The organism is Phaeobacter sp. HS011, assembly GCF_018101215.1.
GTDB classification, from domain to species: Bacteria; Pseudomonadota; Alphaproteobacteria; order Rhodobacterales; family Rhodobacteraceae; genus Phaeobacter; species Phaeobacter inhibens.
On the sequence record NZ_JAGEUF010000004.1, the window covers coordinates 298,334 to 320,322 of the forward strand.

At 58.5% G+C, this 21,989-nt stretch carries 19 protein-coding genes and 2 tRNA genes; 8 read left to right on the forward strand and 13 right to left on the reverse strand.

The features are described 5' to 3' along the window. Positions 1 to 34 precede the first annotated feature (34 nt). Both mtaB and dapF read right to left on the reverse strand, forming a co-directional pair. A complete protein-coding gene (gene mtaB / locus J4721_RS09760) occupies positions 35 to 1,300 on the reverse strand; it encodes a tRNA (N(6)-L-threonylcarbamoyladenosine(37)-C(2))-methylthiotransferase MtaB (RefSeq protein WP_211002546.1) in 1,266 nt (421 codons plus the stop codon). Next, positions 1,297 to 2,142, reverse strand: coding sequence for a diaminopimelate epimerase (dapF, locus tag J4721_RS09765; protein ID WP_211002545.1), 846 nt, complete (start codon positions 2,140 to 2,142; stop codon positions 1,297 to 1,299). The genes mtaB and dapF overlap by 4 nt, the downstream gene beginning before the upstream one ends. 211 nt (positions 2,143 to 2,353) lie before the next feature. On the opposite strand from dapF, the gene J4721_RS09770 reads away from it, so the two are divergent. From J4721_RS09770 to J4721_RS09795, 6 genes are all read left to right on the forward strand, one after another. Beyond that, positions 2,354 to 2,429 (forward strand) — tRNA-Lys (locus J4721_RS09770). 274 nt (positions 2,430 to 2,703) lie between these two features. Beyond that, positions 2,704 to 3,393 (forward strand): fumarylacetoacetate hydrolase family protein, encoded by a 690-nt coding sequence (locus tag J4721_RS09775; RefSeq protein ID WP_102915722.1) that lies wholly within the window; start codon positions 2,704 to 2,706, stop codon positions 3,391 to 3,393. Between the two features lie 349 nt (positions 3,394 to 3,742). Further along, positions 3,743 to 4,789 carry a TRAP transporter substrate-binding protein gene (locus tag J4721_RS09780; RefSeq protein ID WP_014881445.1) on the forward strand — a complete coding sequence of 349 codons (1,047 nt, stop codon included), beginning with the start codon at positions 3,743 to 3,745 and terminating at the stop codon, positions 4,787 to 4,789. A gap of 69 nt (positions 4,790 to 4,858) precedes the next feature. Next, positions 4,859 to 5,443, forward strand: coding sequence for a TRAP transporter small permease (locus J4721_RS09785; RefSeq protein ID WP_014876277.1), 585 nt, complete (start codon positions 4,859 to 4,861; stop codon positions 5,441 to 5,443). After that, on the forward strand, positions 5,440 to 6,945 hold the full coding sequence (locus J4721_RS09790) for a TRAP transporter large permease (RefSeq protein ID WP_211002544.1): 1,506 nt from the start codon (positions 5,440 to 5,442) through the stop codon (positions 6,943 to 6,945). The genes J4721_RS09785 and J4721_RS09790 overlap by 4 nt, the downstream gene beginning before the upstream one ends. A 97-nt stretch (positions 6,946 to 7,042) precedes the next feature. Beyond that, positions 7,043 to 7,483, forward strand: coding sequence for a thioesterase family protein (locus tag J4721_RS09795; RefSeq protein ID WP_102855639.1), 441 nt, complete (start codon positions 7,043 to 7,045; stop codon positions 7,481 to 7,483). Between the two features lie 30 nt (positions 7,484 to 7,513). On the opposite strand, the gene J4721_RS09800 is transcribed toward J4721_RS09795, so the two are convergent. Together J4721_RS09800 and J4721_RS09805 are read right to left on the reverse strand one after the other, a co-directional pair. Continuing rightward, positions 7,514 to 8,740, reverse strand: coding sequence for a winged helix-turn-helix domain-containing protein (locus J4721_RS09800; protein ID WP_211002543.1), 1,227 nt, complete (start codon positions 8,738 to 8,740; stop codon positions 7,514 to 7,516). Next, entirely contained in the window at positions 8,740 to 9,765 is a 1,026-nt protein-coding gene (locus J4721_RS09805) for a LacI family DNA-binding transcriptional regulator (RefSeq protein ID WP_014876273.1), read from the reverse strand. Before J4721_RS09805 ends, J4721_RS09800 begins: the two co-directional genes overlap by 1 nt. Positions 9,766 to 9,910: 145 nt before the next feature. Between J4721_RS09805 and J4721_RS09810 the strand changes: the two genes are divergently transcribed. Continuing rightward, positions 9,911 to 9,987, forward strand: a tRNA-Arg gene (locus tag J4721_RS09810). Between the two features lie 592 nt (positions 9,988 to 10,579). Here the strand turns inward: J4721_RS09810 and J4721_RS09815 are convergent. After that, positions 10,580 to 10,774, reverse strand: a complete 195-nt coding sequence (locus J4721_RS09815; RefSeq protein ID WP_211002542.1) for a hypothetical protein — start codon at positions 10,772 to 10,774, stop codon at positions 10,580 to 10,582. Positions 10,775 to 11,063: 289 nt separating this feature from the next. Between J4721_RS09815 and J4721_RS09820 the strand changes: the two genes are divergently transcribed. Next, positions 11,064 to 11,699, forward strand: a complete 636-nt coding sequence (locus J4721_RS09820; protein WP_371816066.1) for an SGNH/GDSL hydrolase family protein — start codon at positions 11,064 to 11,066, stop codon at positions 11,697 to 11,699. Positions 11,700 to 11,847: 148 nt separating this feature from the next. On the opposite strand, the gene J4721_RS09825 is transcribed toward J4721_RS09820, so the two are convergent. From J4721_RS09825 to J4721_RS09860, 8 genes are all read right to left on the reverse strand, one after another. After that, the gene (locus J4721_RS09825; protein WP_076617977.1) at positions 11,848 to 12,387 is read right to left on the reverse strand and encodes a toxin-activating lysine-acyltransferase; all 540 of its coding nucleotides are present in this window, start codon (positions 12,385 to 12,387) and stop codon (positions 11,848 to 11,850) included. A 40-nt stretch (positions 12,388 to 12,427) separates the two neighbouring features. Further along, on the reverse strand, positions 12,428 to 17,239 hold the full coding sequence (locus tag J4721_RS09830; RefSeq protein ID WP_211002541.1) for a hypothetical protein: 4,812 nt from the start codon (positions 17,237 to 17,239) through the stop codon (positions 12,428 to 12,430). 456 nt (positions 17,240 to 17,695) lie between these two features. Continuing rightward, positions 17,696 to 18,310, reverse strand: coding sequence for an urease accessory protein UreG (gene ureG / locus J4721_RS09835; protein WP_027248405.1), 615 nt, complete (start codon positions 18,308 to 18,310; stop codon positions 17,696 to 17,698). Further along, a complete protein-coding gene (locus J4721_RS09840) occupies positions 18,307 to 18,969 on the reverse strand; it encodes an urease accessory protein UreF (protein WP_102875131.1) in 663 nt (220 codons plus the stop codon). Before J4721_RS09840 ends, ureG begins: the two co-directional genes overlap by 4 nt. Beyond that, the gene (locus J4721_RS09845; RefSeq protein ID WP_102875130.1) at positions 18,959 to 19,441 is read right to left on the reverse strand and encodes an urease accessory protein UreE; all 483 of its coding nucleotides are present in this window, start codon (positions 19,439 to 19,441) and stop codon (positions 18,959 to 18,961) included. Before J4721_RS09845 ends, J4721_RS09840 begins: the two co-directional genes overlap by 11 nt. A gap of 12 nt (positions 19,442 to 19,453) precedes the next feature. Further along, complete coding sequence (ureC, locus tag J4721_RS09850; protein WP_211002540.1) at positions 19,454 to 21,193, reverse strand: urease subunit alpha; 1,740 nt, start codon at positions 21,191 to 21,193, stop codon at positions 19,454 to 19,456. Further along, on the reverse strand, positions 21,193 to 21,498 hold the full coding sequence (locus J4721_RS09855; RefSeq protein WP_102870686.1) for an urease subunit beta: 306 nt from the start codon (positions 21,496 to 21,498) through the stop codon (positions 21,193 to 21,195). The genes ureC and J4721_RS09855 overlap by 1 nt, the downstream gene beginning before the upstream one ends. A 188-nt stretch (positions 21,499 to 21,686) precedes the next feature. Beyond that, complete coding sequence (locus tag J4721_RS09860; RefSeq protein WP_102875127.1) at positions 21,687 to 21,989, reverse strand: urease subunit gamma; 303 nt, start codon at positions 21,987 to 21,989, stop codon at positions 21,687 to 21,689.

The window sequence follows — 21,989 nt, forward strand, 5'->3', positions numbered from 1 at the left end:
TGTCTCCCAACTAATAGGCGTTCTCTGGGCGAAGTCAGGCTGAGAGCTGTGTGCCCGTGATCCCGGTTGGTGTGGCGGTCACGATCTGCCCTTCGATCTGAGGGGCGGCAAAGGTGACTTCGGTGAATTGTTCGGTTCGGCCCATGTGCGGATTTTCCATCAGAATCTGATGAGCTTTACCCAGTGCCGCGGTCAGATGCGTCTGAACCTGGGCGTCACCCGCGGCGCGCAGGCGGGCGGCGCGTTCCTTGATCAGAGGGCCGTTGACCTGGCTGGGGATCCGGGCTGCGGGCGTGCCCTCACGCTTTGAGTAGGGGAAGACATGCAGCCAGGTAAGATCGCAGTCGGTGACCAGCTTCAGCGAATTCTCGAAATGGGCATCGGTTTCGGTCGGAAAGCCTGCGATGATATCGGCGCCGAAGGTCATCTCCGGGCGAAGTTTGCGGGCCTCCTCGCAGAAGCGGATCGCGTCATCGCGGAGGTGGCGCCGGGCCATGCGTTTCAGTATGAGATCATCGCCGTGCTGCAGAGACAGGTGCAGATGTGGCATCAGACGGGGTTCTGTTGCGATCGCCTGCATCAGGTTGTCATCTACCTCAATCGAATCGATCGAGGAAATCCGCAGGCGTGGCAGATCCGGCACCAGCTTCAGGATGCGCATCACCAGATCGCCAAGCTTTGGCGTGGCGGGCAGGTCTGCGCCCCAGGAGGTGAGGTCGACGCCGGTCAACACCACCTCATTATAGCCCCGGTCCACCAGCCGCTTGATCTGGTCCACCACCACGCCCGCCGGAACAGAGCGTGAGTTGCCGCGACCATAGGGGATGATGCAGAAAGTGCAGCGGTGGTCACAGCCATTCTGTACCTGCACATAGGCGCGCGAGCGGGTGCCGAAGCCATCAATCAGATGGCCAGCGGTTTCCGTCACCGACATGATGTCGTCGACCTGCACCTTTTCAGTGGCGCCGATGAAGTCAGGTCCCTTGGCGATCTGCTGCCAGGTTTGGGCCTGCATTTTCTCGGTGTTGCCGATGACCTGCGTGACCTCATCCATGGCGGCAAAGGTCTCGGGCTCGGTCTGGGCGGCGCATCCGGTGACGATGATTGGCGCCTCGGGGTTTTCCCGGCGCAGCTTGCGAATCTCCTGCCGGGCTTTGCGCACCGCCTCCGCCGTGACAGCGCAGGTGTTCACCACGACCGCATTCTGAAGCCCGGCCTGCTGGCTGAGCTCCTTCATGGCCTCGGTCTCATAGGCGTTCAGCCGACAGCCGAGTGTTGTGAACTTGGGGGCGTTGGTCACTTGGAGAGGCTTTCGCGGAATTGGCGGGTGAAGTGGCCGTCGGCCACATGCATGGTGGGTCCGGTCATCCAGACGCCATCCTCGCGCCAGTCGATCCAGAGCGTGCCGCCGTCCAGATCAATCTGCACCTTGCGGCCCGTCAACCCGCGGCGCGCTGCGGCCACGGCTGTGGCGCAGGAGGAGGAGCCGGAGGCCAGCGTAATGCCGACACCGCGTTCCCAGACCCGCATCCGCAGATGATCCGGTGCGACCACATGGGCCACCTGCACATTGGTGCGTTCGGGGTACAGAGGGTGATGTTCGTAGCGCGCGCCAAACTCCGCGAGAGGAATCACCTCTGCATTGTCGACAAAGAAAGTGCAGTGTGGATTGCCCATGCCGGTGGCGGTGGGTGCGCCCTCGATCGGCAGTTCCAGCGTATCGACATCTTCGGCCAGAGGAATATCCTGCCAGTCGAGCTGCGGCTCGCCCATGTTGACGGATGTGAGCCCGTTCCCCGCGTCCTCAGCCAGGAGGAGACCACGATCGGTGGTCAGGCGCAGATGGGTCTTGCCGCTTTCATCCAGCAGATGGCGCGCAATACAGCGGGTGGCATTGCCACAGGCGGCGGAGGTTGATCCATCGGCGTTGTAGAACGTCAGATGCGCATCCTCGTCGCCCTTCGTGATGACCGTCAACTGATCAAAACCGATCCCCATCTGACGATGGGCGATTCCCTCAGCCATGGCCGGGGTGATGTCCCAAGTTCCATCGCGCGCGTCCACCACAACGAAATCGTTGCCGAGGCCATGCATTTTCATAAAGGGCAAGCGGGTGTCTGATCCGATGGTCATTTCGGGCATATAGACCTCCGCCGAAGATGAATCCACCCTTGTGGCAAGAAACTTGAAAAAAGGGGTTGACCGTCTCAGCCCTTACCCCTAGATACGCCGCCTATCGGGACAGCATGACTGACACGGTCGCGCCGCTCCGAAGCAAATTAAGTGCTTGATCCTTCTGGATTATGTCCTTAAAGAGCGACCAAGGAACGACAGATTGTTCCGATGAAGAAGTGGGCCGTTAGCTCAGTTGGTAGAGCAACTGACTTTTAATCAGTGGGTCGCAGGTTCGAATCCTGCACGGCTCACCACTTCCTCTCTTTCCACTGAAAATACAGCACAAGCTAGCGCATGATTCCGGTCCTGAGTGGCGCTGGACGACCTGTTTTTGCGATAAGCTTCCGTCGCCGTGATTGGTTGCGTGGGATTTCTGACGTGGAGTGCACACTGAAACTCTTGCGGTGGGGACTCGCGCCGGATGGGGCGCATTGCTAGGGTGCGGTATCTTATCTCTGACGGCTTGCGGCGGTTTTGCGGGGCTGTTGATGGGCCGATTTGATCGCCTCTTTATCCGAAGGATTCACCATGTCGAAAGTGCTGTTTGATCTGCCGCCGGTGCCGGCGATTCCTGTTGAGGGGCGGGATGAGAGCTGGCCGATTGGTCGTATCTTCTGTGTGGGCCGGAACTATGCAGCCCACGCGGCGGAGATGGGGGTCGAGGTCGATCGCGAACAGCCGTTTTATTTCACAAAGTCAGCCTGTCATGCCGTGCTGAGTGGTGCCGAGGTGCCCTATCCGCAGGGGACGGAAAATTTTCACCACGAGATGGAGCTTGTGGTGGCGATTTCTGCGCCTTTGCAGGATGCGACAGTGGCGCAGGCGCGGGCGGCGATTTGGGGCTACGGCTGCGCGCTGGATATGACGCGACGGGATCTGCAACTGCGCGAGCGGCAGAAGCAACGCCCGTGGAGCCTGGGAAAGGATCTGGAGAATGGCAGTGTCTTTGCGCCGCTGCGCGCGGCGGAGGAATGGGGCGCACCGGGGGATCAGCGGATCTGGCTGAGGGTCAACGATGAGATTCGCCAGGACGCCTCGCTTGCGGAGCTGATCTGGTCGGTTGAGGACATACTTTGCCATCTGTCACGGTATTATCACCTGCGGCCCGGGGATCTGGTGATGACAGGAACCCCGGCTGGCGTCGGACCTGTTGTGGCGGGAGATGATATCGAAGGCGGGATTGACGGGTTGATGCCAGTGCGGCTGGCGCTGCGCTGAGGGATCTACGCGCGATATACAGGCGTTATGGTGAGTTTCACATCGCTATACACCTATAACGTGAATTAAGTAACCGAATTACCGCTTGTTTAGATTATCCTGTAACGTATTTTTCTTTCAACACGCTGCGCGGCCTGCGCAGGATCGCGAAATCATGTGGCAGAAATGCATAATCATCGGTTGATGGTTACAAATGCACCTAATAGCTGGTGAGGCAAGGGGGCGCTATCGTGACGGTCTGGGGCGAAATGGCCTCGTTTGCACAGTGTCGCAGGGCATGGGCGTTTGTTGCATCGGCGGGGTCCGATGGCGATAAATGGAATAAACAAAGGTCAGAGGGAGGAAACACATGACCACTCGGAGAAAGCTACTTGGCGCGGCGGGGGCCGTTGCACTCATGGCGATGGGGGCGACGTCTGCCATGGCGCAGGAGGTGACGCTGAAGCTGCACCAGTTTCTGCCGGCGCAGGCGAATGTGCCCAAGCTGATTCTGGATGTCTGGGCCGACAAGGTTGAGGCCTCTTCCGATGGCCGCATCAAGATTGACCGCTATCCGTCGATGCAGCTGGGGGGCAAGCCGCCAGAGCTGATGGATCAGGCCATTGATGGCGTTGCGGACATTGTCTGGACCGTGGTCGGCTATACGCCCGGCCGCTATCCGTCGACCGAAGTGTTTGAGCTGCCGTTCATGATGACCAATGCGCGCGCAGCCTCGCACGCCTATTGGGAGATGTTCGACGAACATATGAAGGACACCGAGTTCAAGGACGTGAAAATCCTGGGCACATGGGTCCATGGTCCGGGTATCATCCACACCACTGATCCAGTGGAATCCCCCGACGACCTGCGCGGTATGAAGATCCGTGGCGGCGGCCGTTCGGTGAATGGTCTGCTGACCGAGCTGGGCGCAACCCCGGTTGGTATGCCGGTGCCTGCCATCCCCGAGGCGCTGTCCAAAGGCGTGATCGACGGGACTACCATCCCGTGGGAAGTCACCACCGCGCTGAAAGTACCGGAACTGGTTGAAAATCACACCGAATTCACCGGCCGTGCGCTCTATACGCTGACCTTTGTTCTTGCGATGAACAAAGAGAAATATGAGAGCCTGCCTGACGATCTGAAGAAGGCTGTCGATGAGAACTCTGGTCTGGAATTCTCGGTTTTTGCCGGTGGTACTATGGCGGATGCCGACACTCCCGCGCGGGAATTTGCGCTGGATGAAGGCAACAATGTCATCACTCTGGACGAGGAGCAGACCGCGATCTGGCGTGAGGCGTCCCAGCCGATCTACAAGCAGTGGCTGGATGATATGAAGGCCAAAGGGGTCGATGGTGACGCGCTGCTGGAGCAGGCGACCTATCTGATCGACAAATACACTGCTCAGTACGACAACTGAGCCAAGACCGGTGGACCTGCGGCTGCGTTTATCCGCAGGTCCACCCCCACCTGAAAGGGTAGGCTTTCCATGCACAAGCTGATGATGGGACTGGCCAGATCCATGGCCATGGCGGGCGGCGTTGTGCTGTCACTACTGATCCTGCTGACATGTCTGTCGATTGCCGGACGTCTGTTGAACGGGGGGTTGCACGGCGCTCTGATGCAGAGCATCGCGCCGGATCTGGCCGAGTGGCTGATCGCGATCGGCGTCGGGCCGATCAATGGCGATTTTGAGGTGGTTGAGGCCGGTGTCGCCTTTGCGATCTTTGCCTTTCTGCCGCTCTGTCAGATTACCGCAGGCCATGCGTCGGTTGATATTGTGACCAACAGCTTTCCGAGGGGGGCCAAGCGGTTCCTGCGGATGGTGACGGAGATTATTTTCGCCGCAGTATTGGTGCTGATTGCGGTTCGGCTCGGGGCCGGTGCGCTGAGCAAGCTTCAGAACGGCGAGACGTCCTTCCTGCTCGAGTTTCCTGTCTGGTGGGCCTATGCCGCCAGCCTTGTCGCGGCCAGCGTGGCCGCAGTGGTGGGCATCTATATGGCCACCATACGCACGATTGAATTCATGACTGGCCGCATCCTTGTCTGGGACGGCGTGGAGGGCGAACAGTGACTGCGCTTGAAATCGGGATTGCCTCTTTTCCCGTCCTGATGATGCTGATTTTCCTGCGGGTTCCGATTGGCCTGTCGATGTTTCTGGTTGGTCTGGTCGGGCTGATCATCGTGACCGATGGCACCCAGGTTGCCTTTGGCCGGATGAAGAGCGAGACCTATTCGACCTTCTCCTCCTATTCACTGACCATCGTGCCGATGTTCCTGTTGATGGGGCATTTTGCGACACTGGGGGGCATGTCGACTGCCTTGTTCAAGGCGGCCGAGGGCTTCCTTGGCCATAAGAAGGGCGGTGTTGCCATGGCGGCTATCGGCGCCTGTGCGGGCTTTGGCGCGATTTGCGGCTCGTCCCTCGCGACGGCGGCGACAATGGGGCGGGTGGCGCTGCCGGAGCTGCGCAACTACGGCTATGCCGGTGGCTTCTCTACCGCGACGCTGGCGGCGGGCGGCACCCTTGGCATTCTGATCCCGCCCTCTGTGGTGCTGGTGATCTATGCCATCCTGACAGAGCAGAACATTGCCAAACTGTTCCTTGCCGCCTTCATCCCCGGTATTCTGGCCGCAATCGGCTATGTTATTGCGATCTCCATCTATGTCCGCGTCTTTCCCGGAAGTGCCGGCACCCGCCCGCCTGTCCCATGGGGTGAACGGTTTGCTGCGCTGTTTCACGTTTGGCCGGTTCTTCTGGTCTTTGGATTGGTGGTTGGCGGGATTTATCTGGGCTGGTTCACCCCGACCGAAGGCGCCGCTGTTGGCGCGTTGGGGACCGGGCTGATTGCCTGGCTGAACGGTGGGCTCAACCGTGAGACCCTGACCGACAGCTTCATGGTGACGGCACGCTCGACCGCGATGATCTTTTTCATCGTGCTGGGGGCCGGGTTCTACAACGGGTTCCTTGCCCTTACCAAAGTGCCACAGGAGCTGGCTGATTTCGTGGTGAGCCAGGGGCTGAGTCCCTGGATGGTGTTGATGCTGATCCTTGCCTTCTATCTGGTGTTCGGCTGCCTTATGGACAGCCTGTCGATGATCCTGCTGACCATCCCGATCTTCTACCCAGTCATCTCGGCGATGGATTTTGGCCTGGTGAACCTGCCCGCGATGCAGGCCGAGGCGGCGATGGAGGTGTTGAAGGCAGGTGTGCCACAGGGGATGGGGGCGGACATGCTCGCCTCGATCCAGGAGGCGATTGCCACCGGCACCGAACTGACCCGCGAGCAGATGAAAGAACTGGGCATTCGCGTGAGCAAGGGCATGGCGAACCGTTTGGAGACGGAATACGTCGCCATCTGGTTTGGCATTCTGGTTCTGATCGTCGTGGAGGTCGGCCTGATCACCCCGCCGGTGGGCATGAACCTGTTCGTCATCAACGCGATGGATCGCACCACACAGATGGTGGACACCTACAAGGCGGTGATGTTCTTTGTCGCCTCCGACCTGATCCGCGTTGTGATCCTTGTGGCTTTTCCGATCATCACACTGCTGCCGCTGATGTTGATGCGCTGACGGCGCGGTTCACTCTTGCGGCCATCCGTTTGACCATCGTTTCTGACGGGTGGCCGTTGCCATTTCCAATCCTGCTTTCCCAAGTCCGAGGCCCAGAATGACCGACAGTCAGACGCCCGATTTTATCCATGAGATCCGTGTGGGCTGGGGTGACTGCGACCCGGCGCGTATCGCCTATACCGGTCATTTGCCGGGTTTCGCGCTGCAGGCCATTGATGCCTGGTGGGAACATCAGCTGGATGGCGACGGCTGGTATCAAATGGAACTGGATCGTGGAACCGGCACGCCCTTTGTGCATATGAGCATCGATTTCCGCTCCCCCGTTACGCCACGCCATCGGCTGGCCTGTTCGGTCTGGCCGGTTGCATTGGGGCAGAAATCCGTGACCTTCCGGGTGGAGGCGCGGCAGGACGGCACGCTTTGTTTTGAGGGCAAATTCGTCTGTGTCTTTATTGAGCCGAGCGATTTCAGCGCCAAGCCTGCGCCTGCTGATTACCGCGCGGTGATTGAGCCGTTGCTGCGCGCCGACCTCGCCTAGGGCGCGGTTTGCCCCGTGTTGGAGCCGATGTCAGAACGGTTCACGCTGCCAACCATCTGCAAATGACACCCGCTCCATGTCGGTGAACCGGCGGGTCCGTTCCAGCTCGGCCTCCAGCCGGTTCTGCCGTGCCGGAGACCATTTGACGCCCCGCTCTGGCCAAAGCGCGGTGACATGTAGATCGCCTGCGAGGTCACCCGCCTGACGGTGCGCCTTCATGTCGATACGCCCCACCAGACGGTCGCCTTCCATCAGCGGGAAGACATAATAGCCGTAGCGGCGTTTGGCGGCTGGGGTGAAAACCTCAATCCGGTAGTGAAACCCAAACAGCCCTTCGGCGCGCTTGCGATCCCGCAAGGCCGGATCAAACGGGCTGAGGAGACGCATGCGGCCGGGTGGTGGCGGCATCGCGGCGGCCTGTTCGACAGCACCGGGGCGGGCAAAGACACGGCGACTGCGCCCGTCCGCCAGCGTGACATCGACCGGTTCAATCTGCCCATCCGCCAGCGCCCGTTTGCACCACGCGGCGCATTCAGCCGGTGAAGCTGTCGCCCAGAAGGCTGCCAGCTCCCCGGAGGTGGCAAAGCCGAGCCGGTCCAGCGCTGCGTTGCACAGCCAGTCCAGTGTTTCTTCTGGTTTGGGGGAGCCTTGCACGGGGAGGTGACGAGCGTCGATGACCCGTTCGCTCAGATCATAGCGTTTCTGAAAGCCGCTGCGCCCCACAACCGCCAGCGCGCCGGACCGCCAGAGGTATTCCAACGCGGTTTTTGACGGGTGCCAGTCCCACCAGCCGCCGGTGCCCTTTTTCTCGTCCTTTCCCACGTCAGAGGAGCTGACCGCGCCATGGTCGCGAATATGGTCCAGAACATGCTGAAACTTGGCCTCGTAACCGTCGCGGTGCCAGTTGCGGTACCTCTGGCGCAGCACCTCGGCGTCGCGTCGGAACCGCAGGTGCCAGTGCGGATAGAATTCCATTGGCAGGATCGCGGCGTCATGGGTCCAATGTTCGAACAGGCTGCGATCCTGTTCATAAAGCCGTTTCATCGCCACAGGCCGATAGCTGGGCCTGCGCGAAAACAGGATCATGTCATGGGCGCGGGCGACGGTATTGATGCTGTCCAGCTGTACAAAGCCCAATCGGGTGATCAGCTCCAGAAGTGCGGCGCCTTTGGCTGGCCCGCTGGGTTGCTCCAACAGGGCATGCCGATCCATGAACAGGCGCCGCGCGGCCCGATTGTCCAGCCGCGCGACCGCCATCAGCGCCGCTTGAGCGTGTCACCAAAGGTGATCGTGGGCGTCAGGGTCACGTGTTTTTCAATCTCGGCATCCGGATTGTCGAGCTGTGCAGCAATGATCTCTGCCGCTTTGCGCCCGATTTCCAGACGGCAGGCATCCATCGTGGCCAGCTGCCGTGGCAGCCCCTGCAACAGTTCGACCCCGTTGAAGCCGGCAAGTCCGATCTGACCGGGAATGTCGATCTTCTGATCCATCAGGTAGAGCATGCCACCGGCGCCGATCATGTCGTTGGAATAGTAAAGGAAATCCAACTCGGGGGAGCGTTCGAGCATTTCCTGTGTCATCTCACGGCCCTTGGCGAGGGCAGATCCGCCAGAGTAGAAGGCGCGATCCATGATCTCCACACCTTCCTTGGCGAGGGCCTCGGTGAACCCTTCAAAACGTTTGCGCGCACGGTGGTCCAGCGGCATTTTGGTGCCCATGAAGCCGATATTGCGGTAACCCGCCTTCAGGATCGCCTTGGCCATTTCTCGGCCTGCGCGACGGTGTGAAATGCCGACCATCGCATCCACCGGCTTGCCGTCGGTGTCCATTACCTCAACCACAGGAATACCCGACGCGTTGAGCATGGCGCGTGCAGCTTCAGTGTGTTCGAGACCCGCGATGATGACGCCAGAGGGCCGCCAGGAGAGCATCTCGTAGAGGACTTTCTCCTCTTTTTCCGGCTGATAGTCGGTGACGCCCACGACCGGCTGCAGATCGGTGTTTTCAAGCACGGAGTTGATGCCGGTCAGCACCTCGGGAAACACCATGTTGGAGAGCGACGGGATGATGACCGCCACCAGGTTCACCCGGTTCGACGCCAGCGCGCCGGCAATCTTGTTGGGGACATAGCCCAGTTCCTTTGCCGCGCTCAGCACCTTCTGGCGGGTCTTTTCCGACACATCGCCCCTGTTGCGCAATACGCGACTGACGGTCATTTCTGACACCCCGGTGGCTTCGGATACGTCACGAAGGGTGAGCGGGCGCTTGTTGTCCGTTGTCACGTCGATGGCCTCACATTGTTGTTCCCGTTAGGTTAGCGCAGACAGCGCAGGCTGCACAATGGGGACAGCCGCCGCGAAATCCAATTCCTCAGGATTGTCTTGCCATGACGGGTTTGCTATCGCGTAAACAGGCTGGCCCGGATTAGGCCCCGTGGCTCAACTGGATAGAGCAGCCCCCTCCTAAGGGGCAGGTTGCAGGTTCGAATCCTGCCGGGGTCGCCAATAAAATCAATCGCTTATTGAAATCGAACGAGCCCAAGATGCTTGTCCTGGAACGAGAATCGGAACGAAACCCTGTGATTTCGCACCGCGGAGCGGCCAGGCCGATAGAGCTTGGGAGTAATCACGAAATGCGCGCGCTCCTTGCCAAAGAGCCAATTAGCTTTGATTGGGGAGGGCGCGGGCGGCCTGACGGCGGGCCTTCGTCCTCCCCAATAAAGAGGCCTCAATCATCAGCCAGGAAATCACTCAAGGCAGCAATTTTCTTAGCCAGTATTTTGAGGCCATCTTTGTCGAGCAGGGCGGAGACGTAGACCGTATCGCGTCGAATGCGCCTTCCCGTTCCAGATATCGGTAGGTTTCGGTGTAGCTTTTCACGATGGGCTTGATTGCGCGATTCTGGAAATTTTCGCGCACAAGCCACGAAGTCAGAGCAGGTTCAGAAGGAGGGGAGCCAGGAAAACGATCCTAGATCTCGTTAAAAATATCCGGACCCATGCCTGCTATGAGGAGGGCAGACTCTCTGCCTTCATCGGAGTCTGGTTGAATGATATCCATGGCGACTTGAGTGAATCCTATTTGCTCGCCCCCGATTTTACAATAAATTATAATGCTTTAAAGTGGCCAAGACCTTGTCGGATGCACCGCTGAGGCTGCTATAACCGACATGCTTCGCTGCCGTTTCACGATCAATGATGTTTCTGCGGTCAGCCTCAAAAATATCTGAAATCATCACAAGTGCCTTCTCAAGCGGGAAGTTGGGGTAGGCAGGGCTTCTGGGCCTGGCCATTTTAAGATCCTTTGACCTGCACCGCCATGCATACACCCCCACCCAAGGGTGTCAGGCCTTCCTACACGGTCAGAATCAAAGGAAAATAGTTTCACAAAACGGCAGGGTGCCCGCCTACACGCGCTCGGGCGACAGCTGAACTGACGTCATTGGCATCGCACAGATCACCTTGCAGACCAGCCAGGTTTTGTCCCAGAAAGCTCGAAATCGGTATGCCTATTGGTGTCGTCTTGTGACGCCTGTTTGATCCTGAGGCCACCCGTATTACGTCAGCCATATGAAACATTTGATGATTTTGGGTATTCTGCTTCTTTGTGCGTGTGGTCGGAGCGTGCCAGATGAAGCACGTATCGTTGTGGCCGGAGACTCTATCATGGCCTGGAACCGCAGCGGCGGTGACTCGGTCGCAGATGGGTTGGAAAGGCGTCTCAGGGAGCCTGTGGGAGATGTCTCGCTGTCATTTGCACGGCTTATCGGGGGGGGAGGAGCTTTGAACATCCCCTCTCAGCTGAACGGCGTTGTGGCGGATTGGGTGGTGCTGAATGGCGGAGCCAATGACCTGAGCGGCAGCGGGTGTGGCTGTAGGGTTTGCGACAGCGTGCTTGACCGGCTGATCTCTGAGAGCGGAATGCGGGGGGCAATCCCTGAGCTGGTTGCGGAGCTACGCCGCCGTGGATCCCGCGTGGTCTGGTTGGACTACTACACCGCTCCGCGATACGCCGGAACAAGCTGCGTTGTGCCATACCGGATATTGAAGGAGCGTCTGGATCGCATGGCGGCAGCAGATCAGGGGGTGATCGTTTTGGATTTGGATTCGGTGTTCCAATCCGACGATCTGTCCCTCTTTTCCAGGGATCGCGTCCACCCGTCCCGGCAAGGGTCAGGTCGCATTGCCGATCTTGTTGCACCTGTTCTTATTCGTTGACTGCAGCTATCTTTTTCGATGCCTGCCTCTGCTCATATGTGAATTCCAAACTTCGCGGCCACAACCGGGAGAGTGGGGTAGGAAAGCCAAGTACCGGATCATTCAGCACTGTCGCGCCGGACCGTTCAGAACGGACCGGCGTTCGTCATCAATCGCCAGCGTTCAGACCGGAGAGGAAGAAATCCTTGCCGAGCTTGGGGTTGTTGGCCAGCCCTTCGACCATGTCCTCGTAGTATTGCCGTTTGATTGTACGGCTTTGAGCTTTCTCAAGTCCATGCCCGGTGAAGGAGGCGATGCGTGCGGTTTCATTGTCTTTCTTGACCCGCAGCGCGCGGGCGACCTTGTCCGGGTAGCGTTTCACCAGTGCGCTGCGCAGGGTCCAAGAGTATTTCGGGGAGAATGGAGAAATCCAGTCAATGAACCACAGGCGGTCGCCGCTGTTCCAGTGATCAGGATCGAGGTTGTTGGGATTGAGGATGTAGGCGGCCTCGGTGTCCTCATCAAGAAGCGCCCAGCTGCAATAGGCAACCGGAAAGCCGTCCTTTTCAACGATGTAATATTGCTGACTGGCGATGGCAGGCAGGATGAACCCTGCCTGCTGGCTGACCGTCCAATCCCGGTGCAGGACGGAATTGGACCACAGCCAGGCAATCTTGCCATAGGTCTGAAAGTTCTGTTGTTGGTCCATAGTCCTGCTTTCCTGCTGTGACGGTCTTGCGGTCGTGACGTTAGACGAAGACAAAGGAAGTCGCCCCCAGCTCATCAATTTCCACGCCAAACAAATCGATCAGGCCGCCGTCTACGGTTTGGATACGGGTGTGGGTCTCTTCACCATTTGCGCTTTCGATGACCGAGATGTCAAAGCCATCCACCGATCCGCCGAAATCAAACATCAGCTTGTCTTCACCGACAGTGAAGTCAGTGATCCGGTCCATGCCATGGCCCGCGCGGAAGACGAAGGTATCAAACCCGTCTCCCCCGGAAAGCCGGTCGTTACCCGCCCCGCCTTCGAGAAGGTTGCGCCCTGCGGTGCCGTTCAGGTCATCATCGAAATCAGAGCCAATGACGCCTTCGAACCCGGAAATATGATCACCGGCAACATAGTTGGTCGGCGAGGGGATGAACTCCGAGGTCTGCTCAGTCAGTTTGATCCGCACCGCGGTTGAATGGCCCTCGTAGCTCAGCACATCAAAGCCATCGCCGCCGTGCAGCGTATCGGTACCCTCGCCGCCATGGATTGTGTCATCTCCGCCGTACGCGGAAATAACGTCATTGCCATCGCCGCTTTTGAAAAAGTTCGCACCGTCATTACCAACGAAAATATCGGTAAAGCTGGTTCCGACGGCCCCTTCAAAGTTTTCAATGCTCTCACTGGATGGTGTTACGTTGTCGTTCACAATGTCAGCGACCAACGAAGTCCAGCCCTTAGCCGGGTTGTCAAAATACAGAACAATGCCATTGGTGGCGCCCTCATAGCTGAGGACATCAAATCCCGCTCCGCCATCCAGATTGTCGGCACCGGCACCCCCGTCGATCAGGTCATTCCCAGCGCCACCTGAAATCGTGTCGGCTCCCCCACTGCCCCTAATGAGGTTCGCGTCCATATCGCCGACCAGTTTGTTCTGGCCCGCGTCTCCGAGCAGGACATTGTAACTGCCGTCTCGGTTGGCAAGCATGTCTTCTAATGTCGCAAGCCCCTCGGCGGTCAGAACTGCGCCGCCGGTCTGGGCATCCCTTGCCTGTCCCAACGCATCGGCGAAGGTGCTGCTGTATTGGCTGTCGTCGTTGTCACGGTGCGTTGCCCAAACGTCATCCGAATTCCGGAACGCGTGATAATTTGCGCGCAGGGTGCTGAAGTCGTTGTTGGGTGCCGCGGCTGAGGTGCTGTCGAAAGCCCCAAGCGCACCGTGGCGGAAATTCACCTCCGTACCATCGGAGGTGACCACATTGACCCGGAAGGTGCTGGCGCTGTTGCCGTTCTGCAGGATGGTATCAAGGTCCGCCTGCGACAGCCCGTCTTGGGTGGTCCACCCTTGCCAGCTGCTGCTGGAAACTTGGGTGCTGGTGCTCAGGCCCTGAAGATTGATGAAGTAGTCCTGAACGGTAAAAGAGGAATGCGCACCAAGTGAGATGACCAGATCGTCACCGTAGGAGTTGAACCAGATATCCCCGTCTTCGCGCATATGGATGTTGAGGACGTCACCTTTGATGTCTTCTGCTTCTGGACCGGTGATCAGGTGGTGACCCTGGCTACCGCCTCCATAGCTGGCCGGGAAATAGGTGATATTGTAGACATCCCGGCCTTCGCCTCCGACCAGGATATCGTTGCCGCCACCAATCTGGTTATAAGTGAAGTGATCATCTCCGGCGCCGCCATAGAGATAATCGTCCTCCCCCGAGCCCCTGATCGTATCGTTGTGCTCCGTTCCAAAGATTGCGACAGACCGTGAATTCCACATAACATCAACGCTGATATCCAGCTCAGTTGTGGTCCCGTCGGCATTCACATTGGTAATGCCGTTGTTGATCGCCTCGCGGTAATCCGACAGAGAATGAACAATAGTGTCCCCTTCGGCGCCTTCCTGTTCCAGCGTGATATGCGCGGCTTCGGTGTTCCAGACGTTGAGTCGTTTCAGCGCAGTGTCATCAGTGCTGCGCAGGATATTGGTGAGGGAAGCCGTGGTTTTGGCAACTTCTTCATCCCGGTTGTCGGTCACCAGCGGGATCAGGGCTTCGGCCATCTCAGATGCGGTCTGTTCGCGGATCTGGTCAGTTTCCAACTCGTCTACGAAACGTTTGAATGTCTCGGAGCTCAGGCCCAAGGTGTCTCCGTCACCTGCGCCACCATCAAGATAGAGCTCCTCCTTCTGACCGCTCCAGTAGCTCTCCAGTAGCGCGTGGTCGAGGTTGATCAGATCGTCACCCTCACCGCCGCCAACAACCTGAATGGCTGCGCCGACGTCGATCCGGTCATCACCGCCAAAGCCGAATACCTGTTCAAGCTGGGTCGAGGTGTCGAGATACATGTAATCGCCCAGAGACGAGCCATGCAGAATCTCGACATTGCTAAGGGTGTCTCTGACGGAATGCGCCTCACTGCGCTCATCCAGCCCAACCTTGCGGAACTGCACAACTTCGGTGCGCTTGCCGTGATTGGTTGTCTGGGAGTCGATGGATTCCTGGTAATATTTTGAACCGGCTTTGAGGTTCTTAGTCACATAGGTGCTGCCGCCGGACTCGGAGATCGACAGCCCCCGGGACAGTTCGCTTTCTGACAGCCGCGCATAGGAGGCAGTATCCCGCCCGCTGCCACCATCGAAGGTGACCTGGCTTTCGTAAGAGAACAGGGTGTCATCGCCGCCGCCCGCATCGATCTCGATCCCGATCTCCATCTTGTTGCCCATGCGATCCTCGGCGCTCGACACGACTTTGCTCATGTTGAAGGTCGTCTGGTTATTGCCGTAGTCGCGGATATTCCAGCCCGACAGATCAGTGATCTTGAGCGTTGTCTGATATTCGTTTTTACCGGTCTCTGTGCGGCTTGTTTCCTCATTTCCGGCGGAGAACAGCGGCGTTGTGAAGGTCAGATAGGATTTGGCGCCATTGGCGTTGGCCAGCTGAATGACGTTGATATCACTGCCTTCAGTCGGCGTGAGCGAACGGTCGCCCTTCAGCCAGCCGTTGTTGGTGAAGGTCTCGACATAGTTCTTGGCGGTCTGGTTCAGCTCGCCGCTGGTCTTGCTGATCGCAGCCAGCTCGACATCGGTGACGTCAAGCCCCTGTCCCCCCAGTGCAATCACCTGATCAATGTCTTCATCGGCGACCAGATCACTGAAGAAGTCGGTGTAGTGGGCTTTGGTCTTTTCCTGTTTCTGATCGAAACTGCCGTCAAAGAACTCCTCGACAGTCTGGGGATTGCCGTTCTCATCGGTCCTGATCTTATCGGCGTATTTGTCGGCAATCGCTTCAAGCGCGACCTGTTCAAACGCCCCGACAATTGCGGAAATCGCGCCACCGATCAGCCCGACCGCAGCCGCGATGGGCGCGCCCACGCCGGTCGCGGCCAGTACGCCAGAGGTCACCCCCGTGACAACATCAAGCCCGGTGGTCACACCATAAAAAGCGGCTTCTGCGTCCTTGGATTCCTGCAACAGATCGCCAAGCAGACCCGAACTGTAGGTATCAGATTTTTGGATCGCGTCGATCCGGTCCTGTTTCTGCTCGAACTCGGCCCATTTTGCCGGGTTGATGGCCCCGACAACCGAGCCGATGGCGCCAATCACTGGCACCGCCTTGCCAAGCACATTGGCAGCCTTGCTGCCTGCCTTCACGGCCAGTTCCGCAATACCAAGCACGTTTTCAACCGTCGCAAAGGCCAGCGCCGTACCCTGAAGACCGACCTCAGCCTGTACCATCCTGCGGGTTTCATCTGGCAAATTGGGATCCGCCAGCAGCTTGGCGGTCGGCACGAAGCTTCCGGCGGCTCCGGCAACCAATGACAGCGCTGCAAAACCCTTGGCTCCCTTGGCAAATTTGAGATGCCCTGCGGCCTCAAGAATATCGCCACCGGCCCCCAGCGCGGCCTCACCCAGGAAACCGGCATTGGCGGCATGGCCCTCTGGCGTATTGTCCGGCTTGACCGCAAATGCCGAGATCGCCTGTGCTGTGCTCAGCACATTAACACCCGCCTTCAGCGAAGCCGTGCGCACGGTGCTGCTGTATTCCTCAAACCCCTCGGTCTTTTCTTTCAGATTGATGAGATCAAGTGACTCTGCCGAAACCGCCTCCAGCTCGGCCTTCTTGTCGGCTGCAAGGATATCACTGCCGGTGTAGGTCTCGGCAGCATAGGTCTTGTACTCCTCAAGCTTTTCCTGACGGGAGATCTCCAGCGCATCAATGCGGGCTTGAAGATACTCCGCGTGGCCAGCGGTGTGTTCGGCAATATCGCCGCCTTTTTCGAAGGTTGCGAGCTTTGTCTGAAGGCTCTCAGCAGCATCCACCACAGCATCTGTGCGATCGATTTCCTTGCTGATTTTTTCGGCCGCCGGCGCATCGAAGTCGGGGTGGTTCGGATCACTCAGCCGGTCATGCTGTGCGCGCAGCACATCCAGTTCAACCTTCAGTTTCGAAATATCGTCAGTGACATTGCCCTTGATCGAATTGATGAACTGCTCATTGGTGTTTGCCAGTTCGCCAGCAGCATACTGCTGTTCGACAGCCGCGACGATCTTACCAACGATCTTCAGGTCTTTTGCGACAAACTCCGCCCATTGGGCTTCGACATTGTTGTCTTCATCCTCACCGGTCAGATCCTTGCCGGCGATTTTCCCTTTCAGGCTTTTGACCAGATTGTAGTTCCAGTTCGAATAATTGGTCGCCTTGCTGATCGATTTGACTTCTGGAATGGCGACCCCGGATTCAAGATATGTCTGAACCGTATCGCGAAACGAGTCCCGCGCCTCCGGTCCCAGATCCGCAAAGATCGCGTCATATGCAATGACAGAGGTTTCCAGGATGGCGGCTTGTTCTTCGTTCAGCATAGAATGCGACCTTTCTGACGGAAGCAGAGTGTGATCCAGTTGCGCTACGGTTGTGCCGTGCACGCAAACGCTGAAAAAAATGCCGCCACGACCGTATGTCCAGATCGCAGGGTTGGATAGATCCAGTCCGCGCTAAGTGCGAATAACGCGCGCGTGCTCAAGGGGTTATCAGAAACCTCCAAACTGAAACTAAGTGCGTTCAAGGACGATGGCCGGGCGTATCAACTTGTTGATCTACAAAGGCAGTTGTCGCAGGTCTCAGCCGTAGTGACGCATTTCTATTATTACATCACATGTTCACAAAACCGGCGAATCACCCCGGGATGGGGATGTATCGGTTCTCTCACAGGTGTGGATGCTGTGTTTTCGCCAGGCATGCCGACGAGCCGCTAAAGAGCACGCTCAGGTTGAACCCTGACTGGGCGCTTGCGTTTTGGAAGGGACCTGCGTGCCGCCTTATTTCATACCGCCCAAGTCGCAGATCAGCGCGCGGATGGCGTCGACACCGTCGCGAGCCTTGAGGTTGGCGAAGACAAAGGGGCGTTCGTTTCGCATGCGTTTCGCATCGCGCTCCATCACTGATAGATCCGCGCCGACATGGGGGGCCAGATCGGTTTTATTGATGATCAGAACGTCCGAGCGGGTGATTGCAGGACCGCCTTTGCGCGGGATTTCTTCTCCTGCGGCGACATCAATAACGTAGATTGTCAGATCGGCGAGCTCCGGGCTGAATGTGGCCGATAGATTATCACCGCCGCTTTCGATCAGGATGACCTCAAGATCAGGATGACGCTCGCGCATTTCTGCGATAGCGCCAAGGTTGATGGATGCATCTTCGCGAATAGCGGTATGGGGACAGCCGCCGGTTTCCACTCCCAGAATCCGGTCTTGTGGCAGGATCTGCTGGCGCATCAGCGCTTCGGCGTCTTCTTGGGTGTAGATGTCATTGGTGATCACCGCGATTGAGTGGCTGTCGCGAAAGACCTCGCTCAGCGCAGCAGTCAGGGTGGTTTTGCCTGCGCCGACCGGTCCACCAATTCCAATACGCAGGGGGCCGTTGAGAGTGGTCATGTGCGAAAGATCCTTGAATGCTGGGATTCATGTTTCATTGCGGCAATGTCGGCGAGGAAGCTGGTAGAAGACAGCTGCCCGAGGTCGCCTTCGTTGGTTTGCTCGGCAATGTCCTGACAAAGCGGCGCAAGGGCGTGAAGGCACGCCTGCGCCTCGCTTTGTCCGATTGGGGCAAGGCGCTGACCTGCCGCGATAAGGTTTGCAGCAAAGGCCTGCAGGTACAGCGCGATGGTCGCCTGCAAGGGCATTGAACAGCAGATTGCCGCAAAGCCGACAGCGACGGGATAGGTGAATTTGGCGGGGATGCCGTTCTGGTCCGTCTCTAGCCACACGCTGTGGGTGATTTGGCAAAAGGCCGCGCCCTGCAGGTCAGTTTCGCGAAGGCGTTCCAGGGATGGTGCATAGGCCCGGCACTGAGCGTCGATCTGCGTCACGGCATCAGTATTCGGGGCGTGATAGGCCGCAGCAAGAAACAGTGCATCAGACCAGCCACTGCCGTCCCTTAGAACTGTTGCAATCCAGTCCTGCAATTCTGGTGCTGTACTGACCGCATCGGCGGTCATCGCCCATTCCAACCCGTGCGAGTAGCTGAATGCCCCCACCGGATATCCGGGCGAAAACCACTGCGCCAGGGTCAGCAATTGTGCATCAGTGGGCATGGGAGTGCGTGTGCCCTTCGCCATGTGCATGGGAGTGTGAATGGCTGTGGGTGCGGCCATGGCCATATGCCCCGCCCTCTGGGGTGAAGGGTTCGACCACATCGCACAATGCTGCACCGAGTTTCTGTAGCATGTCGCGGATTACATGGTCGCGCTGGATCAGCAGGCGATTGGTCTCTATCTGGCAGGGCATGTGACGGTTGCCTATATGCCAGGCCAGACGGAGGATGTGGTCTCCCGTGACTTCCAGCAGCTCCTCCTTTGCCGGACGGACGCCGATTTTGCGCCCGTCGTCCAGCACAAAGGCGTCTCCGGCATCAAGCGATTGCGTGGATGGAAAATCCGCCAGAAACCGCAGGCCGCTATCGCTGGTCAGCACTTTGCGCCGTAGAAACCGATCCTCATAGTTAAGGGTGATCCGGTCATCGGCATCATGCGCGTGGATCTTGTGTTGGCTTAGGGGGAGGGACATGGGAAGGCTCCGTCAGAAAAGGAAATAGCGCTGGGCCATCGGCAGGTCGTCGGCCGGGGCGCAGGTCAGAAGCTCGCCATCTGCACGGACCTCATAGGTTTCGGGATCGACCTTGATCTCTGGCAGGGCGGTGTTGAGTTTCAGGTCAGATTTACCGATGTTGCGCGTGTTCCTGACTGCGCAGGTCTGTTTGGCGAGACCAAGGTTTTGACCAATTCCGCCTGCCTCGGCCGCCTCTGAAACAAAGGTGACGGATGAGTTTTCCACCGAACGGCCAAAGGCTGCGAACATTTGGCGTGAATAGACTGGCTGCGGCGTCGGGATCGAGGCATTGGGATCGCCCATTTGCGCCATGGCGATAGACCCACCAAGCAGAACCATTTCCGGCTTTACGCCAAAAAATGCAGGGTTCCAAAGAACCAGATCAGCCCGCTTGCCCACTTCTATACTGCCGATTTCATGGGCAATGCCATGGGCAATGGCAGGGTTGATGGTGTATTTGGCAATATAGCGGCGGACGCGAAAGTTGTCGTTTTCGCCGGTCTCTTCCGGCAGGCGCCCCCGTTGCTTTTTCATCTTGTCGGCGGTTTGCCAGGTGCGGATCAGAACTTCTCCCACCCGGCCCATGGCTTGGCTATCTGAGGCAATAATCGAAAATGCGCCCATGTCGTGCAGGATATCCTCGGCTGCGATGGTTTCGCGGCGGATCCGGCTTTCGGCAAATGCGACGTCTTCGGGGATGGACTTGTCGAGGTGATGACAGACCATCAGCATATCAAGATGCTCTTCGATGGTGTTGACGGTAAACGGACGTGTGGGGTTGGTGGAGGAGGGCAGAACATGCGCCTCGCCGCAGATCTTGATGATGTCCGGGGCATGTCCGCCACCCGCGCCTTCGGTGTGGAAGGCATGAATGGTGCGCCCCTTCAGTGCAGCGACGGTATGTTCGACAAAACCAGATTCATTCAGCGTGTCGGTGTGGATCATCACCTGCACGTCCATCGCATCTGCGACCGAAAGACAGCAGTCAATGGCAGCCGGGGTGGTGCCCCAGTCCTCGTGTAGCTTCATTGCGCAGGCACCTGCGGTGATCTGCTCTTCCAGTGCGCGGGGCTGTGATGCGTTGCCTTTGCCTGCAAAGGCCATGTTCATGGGAAAGGCGTCAGCCGCCTGCAGCATACGCCCGATGTGCCACGGTCCCGGCGTGCAGGTGGTGGCGAGGGTACCATGTGCGGGGCCGGTGCCGCCGCCCAACATGGTCGTTAGTCCGGAATGCAGCGCCTCCTCAATCTGTTGGGGGCAGATAAAGTGGATGTGGCTGTCAAACCCGCCTGCGGTCAGGATCCGTCCCTCTCCCGCGATGATTTCGGTTCCCGGTCCGACGATGATCGTAACACCGGGTTGTGTGTCCGGGTTGCCCGCCTTGCCAATTGCAGCGATGCGCCCATCTTTCAGGCCCACATCGGCCTTGTAAATGCCGCTATGGTCCACGATCAGTACATTGGTGATGACCGTGTCGACGGCCCCCTCGGCGCGGCTGGTCTGAGATTGGCCCATGCCGTCGCGGATCACCTTGCCACCACCGAATTTCACCTCTTCCCCATAGGTGGGAGCGTTATTGGTGCCGCTGGCTTCAGCGATCAGATCGCGCTCCACCTCGATTATCAGATCGGTGTCTGCCAGGCGCAGACGGTCGCCCACTGTTGGGCCGAACATGGCCGCGTAATCGGTGCGTGAAATCTGGGATGGCATCAGAGATCCCCCATGATGGCAGCGTTGAAACCGAAGATGCGCCGCGCACCGGATATCGGGATCAGTGGCACCTCGCGGCGTTGGCCTGGTTCAAACCGCACGGCTGTTCCTGCGGCGATATCAAGACGCCGGCCGCGTGCGGCATTCCGGTCAAAGTCAAGCGCCGGGTTTGCTTCGGCAAAATGGTAGTGCGACCCGACTTGAATCGGCCGATCGCCGGTGTTTGCCACCATCAAATGGGTAACAGGGCGATCCGGGTTCAGCTCCAGATGGCCGATAGCGGGGAAAAGCTCGCCGGGGATCATTTGCGCCGCCACAGAAGGCTAGCGCAGCCGATGACGACAGTCGCGACCAAGGCCGCCAGAAGCCAAGTTTCGGCGCCGTGGGGATGAACATGTGCCCCGCTATGGGCAAGGGCAGGGCTGCCGATCAGTATCAAGAGAGAGAATAATGCAGGGTGCGGTGTCATGGGTTTAGGTCTCCTGGATGTGGATCAGCGAATGGGGTTGTGGACGGTGACAAGCTTGGTGCCATCGCGGAAGGTTGCTTCGACCTGGATGTCGTGGATCATCTCGGCGACTCCGTTCATGCAGTCGTCGCGGGCGATGACCTGCGCACCCGCTTCCATCATGTCGGCGACTGATCTACCGTCGCGCGCGCCTTCGACTACCGCATCTGTTATCAGAGCGATGGCTTCGGGATGGTTCAGCTTCACGCCGCGCGAGAGGCGGCGTCGGGCCACCTCTGCCGCCATGGAAATCAGAAGTTTGTCTTTTTCACGCGGGGTCAGATTCAT